The sequence below is a fragment of the Dyella ginsengisoli LA-4 genome (assembly GCF_000334915.1).
Lineage (GTDB): Bacteria > Pseudomonadota > Gammaproteobacteria > Xanthomonadales > Rhodanobacteraceae > Dyella_A > Dyella_A ginsengisoli_A.
Genome location: NZ_AMSF01000016.1, coordinates 1 through 14795, shown reverse-complemented (window position 1 = coordinate 14795; position 14795 = coordinate 1). Strand labels below are relative to the sequence as shown.

10 protein-coding genes are annotated in these 14795 nt (G+C 62.4%); 5 read left to right on the top strand and 5 right to left on the bottom strand.

The genetic code is table 11. The annotated features are described in order from the left end of the window. The first annotated feature begins 76 nt into the window (after nucleotides 1-76). From smc to C693_RS21065, 3 genes are all read left to right on the top strand, one after another. Entirely contained in the window at nucleotides 77-3577 is a 3501-nt protein-coding gene (gene smc / locus C693_RS0104250; RefSeq protein ID WP_017461013.1) for a chromosome segregation protein SMC, read from the top strand. 12 nt (nucleotides 3578-3589) lie between these two features. Continuing rightward, nucleotides 3590-4612, top strand: a complete 1023-nt coding sequence (gene zipA, locus C693_RS0104245; protein WP_017461012.1) for a cell division protein ZipA — start codon at nucleotides 3590-3592, stop codon at nucleotides 4610-4612. A gap of 125 nt (nucleotides 4613-4737) precedes the next feature. Continuing rightward, on the top strand, nucleotides 4738-5172 hold the full coding sequence (locus tag C693_RS21065; protein ID WP_157798548.1) for a hypothetical protein: 435 nt from the start codon (nucleotides 4738-4740) through the stop codon (nucleotides 5170-5172). Nucleotides 5173-5343: 171 nt separating this feature from the next. Here the strand turns inward: C693_RS21065 and C693_RS22925 are convergent, their stop codons facing one another. The 5 genes from C693_RS22925 to C693_RS0104215 all read right to left on the bottom strand — a co-directional run bounded on the left by C693_RS22925 (nucleotide 5344) and on the right by C693_RS0104215 (nucleotide 12776). Next, entirely contained in the window at nucleotides 5344-6840 is a 1497-nt protein-coding gene (locus C693_RS22925; RefSeq protein ID WP_083868229.1) for a TniQ family protein, read from the bottom strand. After that, entirely contained in the window at nucleotides 6837-7823 is a 987-nt protein-coding gene (locus tag C693_RS0104230; RefSeq protein ID WP_100243642.1) for a hypothetical protein, read from the bottom strand. Before C693_RS0104230 ends, C693_RS22925 begins: the two co-directional genes overlap by 4 nt. A gap of 40 nt (nucleotides 7824-7863) precedes the next feature. Then, complete coding sequence (locus tag C693_RS22920; protein ID WP_083868228.1) at nucleotides 7864-9711, bottom strand: hypothetical protein; 1848 nt, start codon at nucleotides 9709-9711, stop codon at nucleotides 7864-7866. Next, nucleotides 9708-10439 (bottom strand): hypothetical protein, encoded by a 732-nt coding sequence (locus C693_RS23555; protein ID WP_157798547.1) that lies wholly within the window; start codon nucleotides 10437-10439, stop codon nucleotides 9708-9710. Before C693_RS23555 ends, C693_RS22920 begins: the two co-directional genes overlap by 4 nt. A 2019-nt stretch (nucleotides 10440-12458) precedes the next feature. Then, complete coding sequence (locus tag C693_RS0104215; RefSeq protein WP_017461006.1) at nucleotides 12459-12776, bottom strand: helix-turn-helix domain-containing protein; 318 nt, start codon at nucleotides 12774-12776, stop codon at nucleotides 12459-12461. Between the two features lie 535 nt (nucleotides 12777-13311). Between C693_RS0104215 and C693_RS0104205 the strand changes: the two genes are divergently transcribed. Next, nucleotides 13312-14058 (top strand): SseB family protein, encoded by a 747-nt coding sequence (locus tag C693_RS0104205; protein WP_241762630.1) that lies wholly within the window; start codon nucleotides 13312-13314, stop codon nucleotides 14056-14058. Between the two features lie 212 nt (nucleotides 14059-14270). Beyond that, complete coding sequence (locus tag C693_RS0104200) at nucleotides 14271-14579, top strand: BPSL0761 family protein (protein ID WP_043598459.1); 309 nt, start codon at nucleotides 14271-14273, stop codon at nucleotides 14577-14579. Nucleotides 14580-14795 lie beyond the last annotated feature (216 nt).

Genomic DNA, 14795 nt, shown 5'->3' with positions numbered 1-14795 from the left:
GCGGCGTCTGCCGTTTGGCACAGTGCCCCGTCGCCCCGCGCCCGCGTGGGCGCTCTCAAGGAATATCGAGCCGCCGATGCGCCTGACCACCATCAAACTTGCCGGATTCAAGTCGTTCGTCGATCCGACCACGTTGCACCTGCCCACCAACATGACCGGCGTGGTCGGTCCCAATGGTTGCGGCAAGTCCAACATCATCGACGCGATCCGCTGGGTGATGGGCGAGAGCGCTGCCAGCCGCCTGCGCGGCGACTCGCTGACCGACGTGATCTTCTCCGGCTCCAACTCGCGCAAGCCGGTCGGCCAGGCCACGGTGGAGCTGATCTTCGACAACGCCGACGGCTCGGTGCAGGGCGAGTACGGCCAGTACGCGGAGATCTCGGTCAAGCGCCAGGTCACCCGCGACGGCCAGTCGTCCTACTTCCTCAACGGCGCGCGCTGCCGCCGCCGCGACATCACCGACCTGTTCCTCGGCACCGGCCTGGGGCCGCGCAGCTACTCGATCATCGAGCAGGGCATGATCAGCCAGATCGTGGAGGCCGCGCCGGAGGACCTGCGCACCCACCTGGAAGAGGCCGCCGGCATCTCCAAGTACAAGGAGCGCCGCAAGGAGACCGAGAGCCGCATCAAGTCCACCCGCGAGAACCTCGATCGCGTGCGCGACGTGCGCGACGAGGTGGACAAGCAGCTCGAGCACCTCAATCGCCAGGCCCGCGCCGCCGAGCGCTGGAAGGCGCTGAAGGAAGAGCAGACCCGCAAGGAAGCCGAGCTGCGCGCCCTGGAGTACCGCGCGCTGAAGGGCCAGCACGACGGCGAAGGGCAGGGCCTGTCGGCCGCCGAGATCGCCATCGAGAAGAAGCTCGCCGAGCAGCGCCACGTCGAGGCGCAGCTGGAAACCGTGCGCGAGCGGCACGTCGCCGCCAGCGATCACCTGAACGGCGTGCAGGCCGAGGTCTACAAGGTCGGCGCCGAGATCGCCCGCGTCGAACAGCAGGTGCGCTTCAACAAGGAGACCGCCGAGCGGCTGCAGCGCGCCCAGGGCGAGGCCGAACGCGAGCATGCCGAGCTGGCCTCGCACATCGCCACCGACCGCGAGCAGATCGAAACGCTGCGCCTGGCGCTGGCCGAGGGCGAGCCCAAGCTCGAAGCCCTGCAGCAGATACAGGACGAGACCGCCGAGGCCCAGCGCAGCACCGAATCGAAGCTCTCCGACTGGCAGCAGCGCTGGGACGCCTATACCCGCACCGCGGGCGAATCGAGCCGCGCGGCGGAAGTGGAACGCACCAAGCTCAACTACCTCGACCGCCAGGCCGTGGACCTGGCCAGGCGCCGCGAGGCGCTGGAGGCCGAGCAGAAGGCCACCGATGTCACCGCGCTGGACGCGGCCGCCGAACAGCTGGAAATCGAGCACGAGACCCAGCGCGAGCGCGTCGAGACGCTGGGCCAGATGCTCGACCAGCACAAGTCGGCGCACGAGAAGGTGCTCGACGAGGAGCGCCAGGTGCAGTCGGCGCTGAACGAGGCGCGCCAGCAACTGCAGACCGCGCGCGGCCGGCTGTCCTCGCTGGAAGCCCTGCAGCACGCCGCGCTGGGCCAGGAGGAATCGGCCGCCAGCGGCTGGCTGGCCGGCTTCGGGCTGGACAAGGCTCGCCGCCTGGGCGAATCGCTGCAGGTGGACGCGGGCTGGGAGTCGGCGGTGGAAACCGTGCTGGCCGGCCTGCTCGACGGCGTGCTGGTGGACGATCCGCTGGCGCTGGCCAACGATTTCGCCTCGCTGGGCGAGGCCGACCTTGCCCTGCTGGCCGCGCAGGCTGGCGGGCAGGGCGCCGAGGGCACGCTGGCCGCGCGCGTGCGCGGCCCGGCCGCGGCGATGCAGCTGCTGTCGCAGGTGCACACCGCCGACACGCTGGAGGAAGCGCGCAACCGGGTCGGTTCGCTCGCTGCCGGCCAGTCGGTGATCACCCGCACCGGCGAATGGCTGGCCCCGCAGTGGGCGCGCGTGCGCCGGGCGCAGGGCAACCAGGTCGGCGTGCTGGCGCGCGAGCGGGACATCCGCACGCTGACCGACCAGATCGCCACGCTGGAGGCGCACATCGAGGAGGCCACCGGCCAGCTCGAAGACCTGCGCACCGCCAAGTTCGAAGCCGAGCGCGGCCGCGATGATGCCCAGCGCGAGCTGTACAACGCGCACCGCCGCCAGTCCGAACTGGCCGGCCAGTTGCAGAGCCACCGCGGCAAGGTGGAGACCGCCCGCGCCCGCGCGGAGAAGGTCGCGGGCGAGCTGTCCGCGCTGATCGAGCAGCTGGACGAACTGCAGGGCCAGACCCGCGAGGCACGGGCGCGACTGGACGAGTCGGTCAACCACATGGGTGACCTGGAAGACCAGCGCCGCGAGCTTGAGAACGAGCGCCGCGCGCTGCTGGAGGCCCGCGAAGAAGCCCGCATGAACGCCCGCGAGGCCGCCGACCAGGCGCACGCCCTGGCGCTGTCGATGGAGTCCAAGCGCTCCTCGCTGGCCTCGCTGGAGCAGGCGCTGGCCCGGCTGGATACCCAGCTGCGCACGGTCGAGGCCCGGCGCACCGAGATCGCCGAACAGCTCGCATCCGGCGCCGATCCGATCGCCGAGCTGGAAGCCGAGCGCCAGACCTACCTCGACCAGCGCCTGCTGGTCGACCGCCAACTGGTCGAGGCCCGGCGCGCGCTGGAAGACTGCGACATCGAAGTGCGCAAGCTGGAACAGCAGCGCCAGTTGCACGAGCAGGAGCTGGCCGCGCTGCGCGAGCAGCATTCGGAGAAGCGCCTCGCCGCCCAGGCGCTGCAGATGCGCGCGCAGCAGCTGGCCGACGCGATCGCCGCGTCCGGCCTGGAACTGGAGGCGCTGCTGGCCGAACTGGCCGAGGACGCCGATGCCGACGCCTGGCGCCGCCAGCTCACCGACATCGGCCAGAAGATCGTGCGACTGGAGCCGGTCAACCTGGCCGCGATCCAGGAGCACGCCGAGCAGAGCGAGCGCAAGACCTACCTGGACAACCAGCTCAACGACCTCACCAGCGCGATGGAAACGCTGGAGGACGCGATCAAGAAGATCGACCGCGAGACGCGCCAGCGCTTCAAGGAGACCTTCGACCGCGTCAACGCCGGCGTGCAGGAGCTGTTCCCGCGACTGTTCGGCGGCGGCCACGCCTACCTGGAGCTGACTGGCGACGACCTACTCAGCACCGGCGTGGCGATCATGGCCCGGCCCCCGGGCAAGCGCGTATCGAACATCTCGCTGCTGTCCGGTGGCGAGAAGGCGCTGACCGCGGTGTCGCTGGTGTTCTCCATCTTCGGCCTGAACCCGGCGCCGTTCTGCCTGCTCGACGAGGTGGACGCACCGCTGGACGAGGCCAACGTCGGCCGTTTCTCCGCGATGGTGCGCGAGATGAGCGAGAAGGTGCAGTTCATCTTCATCAGCCACAACAAGGCCACCATGGAAGCCGCCACCCAGCTGTGCGGCGTGACCATGCGCGAACCCGGCGTGTCGCGCCTGGTGCAGGTGGATCTGGCCGAAGCGGCTAAACTTGCCGGCGCCGCCTAAAGGACATTCGCCATGACGCTCGAGATTCCCCTCGCTCTGGCCTGGAACGCCAACGTCGGTATTCCGTTGCTGATCGCCGGTGTGATCGTGCTCGGCCTGGTCTGGTTGTTTGGCCAGCCGAAGAAGGAGCAGGGCAAGCGCCGACCGGCTCCCGAGCCGGCCGCCGGGGGCCACCAGGAACGTCGCGAGCCGACCATGGGCCACACGAGTCTGGCCGACGATCCGTTCTTCAGTTCCCTCGATCGGGTGGCGCAGTCTCCGGAGCACGATCTGCCGGAACAGCCGGAGCAGGGCGAGCTGGACATGGGCCTGCGCCAGGAGCTCGAGAAGCTCGGCGCCACGCTCGCCGGTGAGCGCGGGAACGAGCCGGGGCAGGCCAGGAACACCCCGCGACCGTCCAGCCAGGCCGAGTCGATCATCAATGCGCTGCGTTCACCCGGCGCGCTGTTCGGCAACGATGCGCCGGCTCCGGCCCCGCAGCCGACGGTATCGGCCGCACCGGCACCTGCACCGGTGGCGCCGCCCGCAGCCGAGCCGGCCCCGCGGGAGATGCCGCGTTCCGATCTCGGACGCCGGCCGCCGCAGATGCCGGTGGACCGCATCGTCACGCTGTTCGTGGTGGCCCGCGAGGGTGAGCTGTTCCACGGACCGGACCTGGTGGTGGCGGCGGAGAAGGCCGGCCTCGAGTTCGGCGACATGGGCATCTACCACCGCCTGGTCGACGGCAAGCGCGAGCTCGGCCCGATCTTCAGCGTGGCCAACATGCTCAAGCCCGGCAACTTCGACCTGGGACGGCTGGAATCGCTGCGCACGCCCGGCCTGAGCTTCTTCATGACGCTGCCGGCACCGATTCCCGCGCTCGACGCCTGGGACGCCATGCTGCCGACCGCCCAGCGCATCGCCGAGCTGCTGGACGGCCACGTGCTCGACGAGGAGCGCAACGCGCTCGGCCGCCAGCGCATCGCCCACATCCGCGACGAACTGCGCGGCTGGGACCGCGACCACGAGGGCGAAGAGATCATCTTCGGCCGCTGAGTTCCGGTGGCCGCCGCCGGGGCGTCGCAGACATCGGGTTCACGCCCGGGGGACGTCGCGATCAGGTGATGCGGGGCAAGCTCACGCTGTCAGCGGTTATCCGCAGCAGTGGAGGGCATGCCACGATGAAACATCGCACTGTGTTCTGCGCCCCGGACATGGCCGTCGTTCGTCGAGCCATGGATGCCGCGCGCAAGGCGGGAGTGGATGACGACGACCTCTCCCTGATCGCGCGATCGGACATCTCGCTGGACGAGATTCCCGACGACCGCAAGTTGGTGGAAGGCGACTTCTATCCAGCGGCGATGAAGGGAGTCGTCGGCGGCGGCACCGTGGGTCTGCTGGCCGGGCTTGCCGCTGCCGTTTTCGCGCCGATCGGCATCACCGTCGCCGGAGTGGTCGGATGCACCGTGGCGGGGGCGTCACTTGGCGGCTGGTCAACCGCCTTGGCCGGCTCAGCGGTGCCGGACCCCGTGCAGCGCGAATTCGAAGACGTGATCGAGCGTGGCGAAATCCTGCTGGTGGTGGTGTTGAGCGCACGTAATCGTGTGCACACTTAAGTCCATGATTTTGCGGCAGCGGGGGCCCTTCGCGGACACCCGTGTCCGCTCAAAGCCTCGTGCTTTCGTGTGCCCCTATTTCCCAGCTGCGCACTCATAGGGGACCAGATACGGTTCTGCGCACTCGCAGGTATACCTTTTTTTGTTGGACGCGTTACTGGCGGGTCCTTTTTAGGGGCGCTTGCGAGTCCGCCCCCGAGCAGCTGCCCTTTGGCGGCGGCGGTTGGCCGCGTCTGCTTGGTCGAGAACGTCGGCTTCACCGGAATTGACGCGGGCGATAGGGCGCCAGACAACGCGAACTGCGGAAAGGTCGCTGTTTTCGAGGATCACAATCACCCATGGTTGGCTCAGGTGCGGCCGATCTCGCGACATGCCGTAGAGTTCGGGGACGTGGCGTGACAGGACCGACCTCAGTCCCTCGGCATATCCGCGACAAAGAATGGCTCGACAAGCCTGCAAGACAAGGTGCGCTTCATTCGGCGAAACTTGCCCGTGGTACCCCATCGCCAAGCTGTTGTTGATTGCCACATCGACCAGACGAATAGCGGCTCTGTAGGTGGACGGGTGTAAACACGTGAGATTGAGGTACTGCTGGCCTGCGACACTCGTAGGCGGGAGCATGGATACTGACCCTGAATACTCCCGATGGGCGGGTTGAAATCCCTTTGGGACCTCAATCCCAAGACCTGCCAAGAACAAACGCATTTCGCGGTCGGTGAGCGTGTGAGGAGGCAGTTTCAAAGCAAGATTGCAGGCGACCTTGGCGATAGCTCTCCGCATCAGGTTGGGGACTTGCAAGAACCCTGGGCGCTCTTGGTGAAGGACATCTAAGCGGCGGAAGCTTTCGAGTTCGTCCAGAACTTCCACCTGGTGCGCCTGTAGTGATTCAACTTTTGCGACATTACGGTTCCAGCGGCTCACGACTCCCGTCTTTTGCATTCCAACGAGGTCGGCCAGGGCTGCGTGAGATCCTGAGGGTGCATCTGGAACAAGGAGCAGTGCCTCTGCGCGTTGTTCGGCTACCCACGCTAGATACGTTTCAAGGAACGCTCGCGCGCCTTTCGGGGCTAGGGAGGTGGCCGCTATGGCCCGCTCAGTTACCAGCATGTCGTGCCCACAGATTCTGCAGCGAAGATTAGCGTCGACCACCCAATCAGCCTGGGTGGCGGTTGGCGCGTGGCATTGAGGGCATTGAGTGCGTAGCGCGCAACCGTGCCAGGGACACTGGTGAAACCAGGGAAGCTGGTGCAGCAGTGTGTGGAAGCCCGTTGCAAGGCACACGGGACAGTAGCGGAAGCTCCAGGGATCGCGCAGCAACTCTGCATGAGTACGGAAGGGAAACCAGTTCGAGAGGTTCCACTCGTGGGGGATCTCGGCTAGACCAAGCGCCTTGGCGAGTGCCGCCTGCCGCGCGCGGGAGAAGGTCATCACTTCGGAAAGGTCGTCGGCACGGCGCAACCGAAGACCGAAATTGGCAAAGAGGTCCCTCGGTGCGAGGACGTTCAGTCGAACGAGGCGTGCTAACAAGCCAAAGGCTGATGTTGCTGGGATAGCGGACAGATCGCTGCCTACCCAGGGTGATTGGGTCATTGCACCAAAGGGCGTTAGGTGCTCACGGGATTCGCCTTCGAGGAGCTGCAACGACACAACACGCGGTGCGTCCTTCATTCTTGGCCTCCTTGGTAACCGGGCTCGATATGGAGGTAGCACGCCCGCATCAGCGCGTTGCGGATGTCAGCCTTGGTGAGCTCAATGAAATCAGGGTTTTCGCCGGCGATGCGGACAAGCACGAAGTAGACGAAATGCTCGAATGTCTGCATTGGCCATTCACAGACCGCGCCCAGACCATGCTCGGTGCGAATGTCATTGATGACCTCCTTGATGAGATCAATCTGGGTACCCAGCCGCCAGCCGGCCGCGTAGGCCTTGGCCGCGAAGTGGCGGGTATGGCTGATGCCTGAACCCTGCGGCCAGATTAGCTCTTCATCGTACTCACGAAAGGCGAGAGCAACATCCGACAACGCCTGCTGGCATCGTTCATTTTCAGGAATGTCCCACAGCAGTCCCGTGTAGCTGTGTGTAGTGGTGAAGTAGCGCCCAAACAAATGGCGTGGGGGGCGTTTATCAATGCCGGCTGGGCCGTATCTACTCGCATCGCACTGGTTGATGAGGATATGGAAAGTGCGTACGTACTTTTCTAGCTCGTTATCGATGGTCAGCAAGTTTTCGTATTCGTCAACGGTAAAGCGGTTGGCTTCGTTGAAAATCAAACTGACGACTTCGGCGCCATGACGTTGGGCCTGTTCACGGAGCATGCGTGTGTAACGCATGATGCTTTGGACACTAAGAGCGGTTTTCGCTACGACCTGACCGTGTTGCTCAAGTAGCCCGTTGGCGAAATACCCCTCGCCTGGTTTGGTCGGACGTGTATAACTGTACTCGGCGATGTACATGGGAAACGGGCGCCAGCGGGTGGATTGCACCAGCTGGCGAGCTCCGTATGTTTTTCCAAAACGGGCAAAGCCCTCTAGCCACAGGGCATTGGCACCCATCTCGATGCTGTTCTTTGTGTCGCTAGCCAAGCGTTCGGCGGGGCGTGTGAAGATGAGGGGACGCCGCGCCCTGAGCATAGGGTGAAGTTCGTCAGTCATGAATTGTCCTCAGCCGCGCCGAGCGCGCGGCAGCATTGGATCAACGCAGGCGTACGGGACCGCCTCGGGGTGGAAGGCCGGCGAGTGAGTTCACGGCGAGAGATGATCCGGCCTTGCGAGAGGGGGGCTTCGCGGGCACGACCCCACTAGCTATTGCGTCCGCTGCCCATTTTATCGAACGGGCCCGCTCGCGGACGTCGGCGTGGTAAGCCTCAATGGCATCGTCAATACCGTTGAGTCCTGCACGATGGCTGCGACGCCATTGTTCAGCCCGGCGCCGCATCTCGAGTGTATGTGGAGTGCGCGCATAAGGTGGTAGCGCATGCAGCGCGACATATGGCAGCCCCTTCTCATCAAGGAGCTGAAGGACACGCGCATCGCTATCGTCGACGTGGCCGGGGAAACGCTTCCCGACGAGGTCCCAACGTGCATTGAGCTTTTCACTGCGATATGTGGCGTAGCCGTAGTTCACATGCGGCAACACCCCATTCGCTTTGCTCCCTCGAAGGGTGACTTCCACACGGAAGCGGGTGAGGTCGCTTGCATCCAAGGTGCTTCTGGTTGAGCGCAGTACCAGACCACCACTTCTTATGAAGCGTTCGATGATCTCCCGCGAGCTCCGGTCGTTTAGTTGCGCGTTTGGCGAGACGTTGTAGGTCGTGATCGCCACATCCATGAAGTTTTCCAGTAGATCTAGAAAGATCGGGTAGTCGCTTGCACTCCTGCCGGATACACGCTGTTCAACACGATCGCGGGTTGCTGGTTCGAAACCGCCGGCCAGGAAGCGCAGCACTTCCTCTTCCATGCGCTTGAAGAATGCCTCAATGACGGCACGCGTCTCAGGTATGCCGGCCACCCCAAAGTGATAGATGCCTAGCTGGTGGTGAAGCATCGTGCGCCGTGCGTGCTTAGCGATGTTCCCAGAGAAGTTGTCCATCGAAAGCTGTAGCGGTCGCGGAGTGGGCGTATCGGAAGAGGGCATCCATGCGTTAGGCAGGTACACTAGGTGTGAACCGCTCAGGTCCTGTGGCTGCCATGGAAGGAGGGCACGAGCGAGCGTTCGCAGCAGGTCGATCTGGTCGTAGGACGGACCTACCACCAACCGCCATGCCAAGCACCCTCGGGATCCGACATCTACTTCTGCCAGGAGCCACATACCTGAAATGGGCGCGAGGGTGTAGGTGCCATCAGCCAGTGGTACCGCGACCACCATGTCTTTTACGTCGATCCAATGAGCGTCGAATTGCGCCTCGTCGAAGGGTTCGATGGTTAGCAAATCATCCAGTCGTGTGAGCTTGGGCGCCGTCGTGTATGCCATCGTCGCTTCGGCCCGCCTGATGCGCTCGCGGCTGATGAGGGTCGAGAGGGCTCGTCGCCCTTTGTCCCGGCTCGTGAGCGGATAGTTGTTCTCTAGTCCTTCGACCTTGAGTATGCGTTTCATCTCCTTATGGAGGCGATCGAAGGCAGGGCTCGTCCTGGTCCGTGTCGGCAAGGCGCCGGTGAATCTCGTGATCAGCTCGTGAAGCTTTGGGAGGGCCTCAACCAGCCGCGTCATCGCATGCGCATGCCCGCTCTGCGGGATACCCGCGGTGCGTGGCCGTGGATCGACAAGTCGTGCACCCGGGATACATACAGCGAACCCCAACAGACTGCCGTCGAGCCCTGGTTGAGTAACGAGATCGAGCATGCGGCGCAGCGTCTTTCGGTGCAGACCGTAGCGCTTGGCGACTGCCTTGATTGATGTCCCTTGTATGAGCTCGACCAATGCGGCCACGCGATTATCGATAGCTCGCCTCGTGTGATCATCCACATCTCTCATCGCCTTGGTATCAGGCCGTGGCAGGGTCAGTAGGGTCTGCGCCTCTTGTTCGGTAAACCGGGGGCTCATGTGCGCATCCTCCGTTCGATGACGGTGCGACGAGTGAGTCCATGCGATGGATCGAAGGTCAATGCGCCCAGACAAACTAGCTCGCATATCACCGCATGCAAGTCCGACGGGGGTAATGGGGCCAGCGCTTCTTCGACCTGATCGATGCGGGCACGTTTGGCGTGAGCGAAATAGTCGAGAAGTCGAGTGCGAAGGGCCAGCCCGCTGTCGAGCGTCTGCGCGACCTGTGTGAAGGCGAGCAATCGGTTACGCACCATAAGCATGCCGCCTTCAACACGAACGTCGTATTCGGTGACACATCGGAGGTTGATTGACGCAGCAGATGCAGCATCCGTTAGACGTCTGGATTCCCGCGGCGATCGGGAGCCGCCAGGATTGGCGATACAGTCGGCTTCACACACCACGAGTAGGAACTCTTCGCGACCAGACCGATGACGCACCCAGAAGTCCAGCTCCAGGCTTTTACCCCCGACCGCCAGTTTGCGTGGCCGCTCGACGTAGGCGCTGATTTGCGGATCGCATTCAAGAGAGAGCGCAACACTCAGTGCAAGCAGTCCGTCAACTTCTACGGCTCGGCTTTCCTTTACGGATTGGAAGCCATAGACATCTCGACGTTCAAACTCTCGGCGACCGAACCGCCGAGGCGCACAGGGGCGCGGTGAGCCATCATGGAGTCTCGTGGTTACCTCAAAGGGCGCCGTCGCAGAAGATTGATTTGTAGTTGCCATCACGCCCCCTCCGATAATGTCTCTAGAGCGCTTGCCGAGTGGCCGGGGAAGCGAGGAGCTTGTTGAAACGGAGGCGTCGAAACTGCCAGTCGCAGATACGCGAACAATTTAGTGAAAGTTTGCTTGGCGGATGATGGGCGGCCGGGAGGCAGGAAGCCTGGGCTGAGGCTCACAGGCACAATATCCGCCGCGAGGTGTACCGCCGACCAAGAAGGTCGTTGCAAGCTGGTGATCAAAAAGCACGGCGCTGTTTCGGCCCACGGTGTGGGCCGGCCAAAGAAGGCGATCGTCATCGAAGGCTCCAGTGAAGAAAAGCTGCCCGTACCCGGCACTTCTGGGGAAGGCGGGTAGACGTCGGCGAAAAACGGGGTTAGCCTTCTGGCACCTGTAGTGTCTTAGCTGAGCCCGCCCCCGGTCCGACCCGGGGGTTTTCAGTTTTTGCCGTAGACAAAATTGTTGCTGCTGCTTGAACTCTGTGTTGACTTCTCCTTTTGAGCTTTGGCCTAACTCGGGTTGCTCTAGGGATCGAATCGCTAAAGCACCGCATGCCTAGTTTTAGGCTGCTGCCGTGAGCTAGTCCGTCCGTTGGACATGACGTCCTCCACTTTCAAGTAAGTACAAGAATTCTGCGACGGCACTGGCTGTGGCGAACCATCCGCGCCTTGGTGGCATCCGTATGAGGGCGATTGGCAGCTGACCTCGGGACCGTGCTTTCCGAATTGCGCCGACCGACGGGTACCTAAGCACGATCGCAAGATCGGACAGTGTCAGCAGGTCACCAAATCGCTGGCGAAGAGACGCTTCACGTTCGGCTTTGGTCTTCATCTCTTCGACTGTCCTCCTCAGTCTCCCTTGCTTGCCGACCATGGAGAGTGCCGCCCTGCATGGCAAGAGCATGGTTTGAAAAGGCGACATACATGTCGAATTCATGAACTAGACGTTTGATTTGTTTTGTGATAAGCGTTCTCGATGTCGAACGCCGCGCGAATCCTTGGAACTAGGCTTTGGTTGAGGCTCGTCCTGTTGAGGTTGGGAATCACTAAGGCATCAAAAATCGTCGATAAGCTCGACAAACCATTTTCTCAGCTAAACCGCGCGTACGGCATTGACGGGCGTGGGCCGACGTCTTGGGAGAAAGGTAAGACTGCAGTATCGACGCGCATCGCTCACCGAGTGGAGAGTCGAGTACCTAACACCGAATATGTGCTCGGGATTTACAGGCTGCTTTCCCCTCGTGCTTTGAGCGCTCCCGCTGCTCTACGAATAGTTCAAGGTCTGTACTGTCGGCAAATCGACGGCGAAAAACGTTGGGCGCTTCCGCCACCAGGCATCTTCCCGTCGCCTCCGGGGGAAGTTGTGTTTTACGCATGGGAGGACTCTGCTTCACTCTCGCGACGCGGTGATCTTCCCGGGTTCCTCGCAATCCTGGCGCTACTAAGGACCGCTGTCGCCCGCAGCGAATTTCAGAGGAGCGCGGAGCTCGCAATTCACATGTATACGGCGCTCCCAAGCGTCTGCCGACTAGCCTGGGTGAGGCCGGACATCGACCTTTTGCTTCAATGCATAGAGGACATGATGGGCGTTGGCGGCATCCGCTGGTTCTTCACACGGATCCTCATTGACTGGGAGGCGTTCAGGGCTGAAGTATTGATGCCCACCGCATGGCAGGGAACACCTCCGTGGATCCTTTCAAGAGATGTAGCTGAAGGCCGCCCCGCTTCTCCTCGTCCAGTTCCACTTCTTGAAGATGTTGTGCCTCTGCACCATTGGGTTCGCCGGCCAGCAGAGCCGGGGCACGAGAAGGTAAGGCGGGGGAAGCGGCGCCTCCCTTTCTTCTTTCCCAAGGCAGACTCATGAGGGGATCATGCGAACAGCTGGGATAGAAATCTTCCTGTTCGAGTGAGGGGCAAGGCATGCCCTTCTTCCAGAAGCGCAGGCGGTGTGCTGGTCTTCTGGATCGTCGACTTCCTCGCTCAACCGATGCTTTCTTGAGCATCCATCGTTAGGTAGCGAAGTGGGCTAGGAGGATTCAGCCGCCTTTAGCAGACGATCTTTCTCCGATGCAGGAAGTTGATCAAACGCCAGGATCATGCGTGCCAAGCGCTCATCATCAGCGAACAAATAGGCGGTGGGGACGGACAGCGCAGCAGCTAAGCGCTCAATTGTCGCCATGTCCGGCTCGTGGACCCCAAGTTCGTAGCGGTTGATGCGCGTACTGGCCACGAACGGGTCCAAGCCTGCCTGAATGCCGAGTTGTTTTTGCGAAAGCTCACGCAGAGCACGCGCCTGCTTAAGGCGTTGCTGGAAGACCAGCCGAATGTCCGTTCGTCGGGGCATGAAACGAATCTGCGGAGGAGGTCCTACGAGATTCGTAACTTTGCCTTGCGCCCGATACTACGAGTTTCGTAGCATCACGCGCAAGCGACACCCCTCAAGCACCGGTTTGCTTCCCTTATGCGGCTCGTACTCGACGACGACAGCGGCATCTCTCTCCCCCTCAATGACGTTGTCCGGGAGGCTTGGCTGCTGCAATACAATCGGGCAGCACACACGGGAGCTATCGACGGATTCCGGGAGCGCTTAGCTTCCTGCTTCGCGACGAGCTTGGCCGAATGTTTGGACACCGACCTCAAACCCCCAACCGACGCCCAGATCCAGTACGCCACTAGCATCGCACGAGAGCTTGGCATCGCTCTGCCATCGGAGGCGCTGCGCTTTCGTGGGCCCATGGGGGAATTCATTGATCGGTTTGCTGAGGCGCTGCGGCAAAAGCGTCGAGGCTATTTGAAGGACGAGTAGGGCGCATGATCGTCCGGCGAGAGGGCTTCGTGCGAGATGATCCAAGAGAGGTTGTCTAGTGGAGACTTCGAGCGTGGCAACAGTGACCAAGAAGAAGTTCGACGCGCTGTTGGAGGCTGCGAGGGCGGCAGCAAACCCCGCAGAGGCCATAGCGTCGGAAGATGCGGTCTTCAGGGCTCTTTTGGAGCTAACGGTGTACGCGCATGTTCCCGCTGAACACGTTCCGCCTGATCGGATCCGCTTCATCCAATTTGTTCGTCCCGATAACGCTCAGACTGTCCTACCGTTCTTCAGCGATCGCGAGCAGGCGGAAGAGGTCGCTGCTGTGAGACAAGTCGGCATCGTCGCGATGACTGGTCGCCGCCTCCTCGAGCTGACCCGGGGCGCGACGTTGATGCTGAACCCCAATAGAGATCGTGTCGCCCTGTATCCCCCGGAGGTGACCGCCTTGTTGGACGGGCGTTCCCTCGGCCACTTTTTTCATGAGATTTGCGAGCAGGAAGAACAAGTTGGGTTCTGCCCACCTTCAGTTCCGACCGAAGCTTTGGTGCGAGTTCTCCAAACGTTGTTTGCACGCGAGGCGGCGGTGCGGGCTGCTTATCTGGTGGAAATGCATCGTGGCGTTGATCTATCGGAGGTCTCTTTGCTTTTGACCTTGGTCGTGACCTTCGGGAGTGAAGAGCGCATCGTCCAGCTCACCTCATTGGAATTGAACTCGCTGTCCCCTGGTCCGCGGTTGCCCGTCACTATGTCTTGCAAGTCGCCCGATGAACTTCTGCCAGAGCATTGCCGGTACGGTATCCAGTTCTACGGAACCTGAGAGAAGAGGAGCCTCCCGCGTCGCCGAGCACGTGCATATGCGGGCACGGGAACAATGTGGACTGGGCTGCGTGTGACGTAGCGATGAGGCGTAAGGGGGCGGCTTGAGCGAACCGAGGCCGTCCCTCGCTCCGAGGAACCTCGACGGCCAGGCTCAAGCCACGAGACACCGTTTTCATTCTGATTAATCCTTTCCTCCCGAGGATCCAGAACATGACGACTCCGAGCGAACGAGCAAGATCCTTGGTGTGGGCCGGCGCGTTTTTGGTCGAGTTGAACAAGGACCAGACCCTGCCTCTCGGTATCCGTAGAACTGCGGCAGTCATCGCGCGGCACTTCCCAACGACGCTGGACATCAAGCGCATGGCATCAGCGCCTTTCCCTGACGTGGAGATGGGCTCTTCAGCGGAACTCGCCGACTGGCTGAAGGACTACCCGCAAGGCGCGCTGCTTGACTCCACGCGGTTGAGAATTCCGGAGGAACAGCCAGCGCCAAAGAGCAAGCGAAAAGGTAAGGACTAGCTCGGCTCGTGATTGGTCGAACCCTGGCCCTGCGGCCACCCGCGCACGGTGAGATACGTTTCTGGCGCGTCGGGTCTCGCAGCGCGGTCCCGACTCGTAGTCAGCAGACCGTGAGGCGACGTCTGTCGGTGATCGGGTGATTAGGGAGCATTATCGTGGGTAGCCTCAGTGCCCCCCTTGAGGTCGCTCTGGCAGATCTGGCGACGAAATTCGGGA

What these genes read in the sequence shown, in the direction of transcription:
- smc (WP_017461013.1), top strand. Translation starts at nt 77, where the DNA reads ATGCGCCTGACCACCATCAAACTTGCCGGATTCAAGTCGTTCGTCGAT.
- zipA (WP_017461012.1), top strand. Translation starts at nt 3,590, where the DNA reads ATGACGCTCGAGATTCCCCTCGCTCTGGCCTGGAACGCCAACGTCGGT.
- C693_RS21065 (WP_157798548.1), top strand. Translation starts at nt 4,738, where the DNA reads ATGAAACATCGCACTGTGTTCTGCGCCCCGGACATGGCCGTCGTTCGT.
- C693_RS22925 (WP_083868229.1), bottom strand. Translation starts at nt 6,840, where the DNA reads ATGAAGGACGCACCGCGTGTTGTGTCGTTGCAGCTCCTCGAAGGCGAA.
- C693_RS0104230 (WP_100243642.1), bottom strand. Translation starts at nt 7,823, where the DNA reads ATGACTGACGAACTTCACCCTATGCTCAGGGCGCGGCGTCCCCTCATC.
- C693_RS22920 (WP_083868228.1), bottom strand. Translation starts at nt 9,711, where the DNA reads ATGAGCCCCCGGTTTACCGAACAAGAGGCGCAGACCCTACTGACCCTG.
- C693_RS23555 (WP_157798547.1), bottom strand. Translation starts at nt 10,439, where the DNA reads ATGGCAACTACAAATCAATCTTCTGCGACGGCGCCCTTTGAGGTAACC.
- C693_RS0104215 (WP_017461006.1), bottom strand. Translation starts at nt 12,776, where the DNA reads ATGCCCCGACGAACGGACATTCGGCTGGTCTTCCAGCAACGCCTTAAG.
- C693_RS0104200 (WP_043598459.1), top strand. Translation starts at nt 14,271, where the DNA reads ATGACGACTCCGAGCGAACGAGCAAGATCCTTGGTGTGGGCCGGCGCG.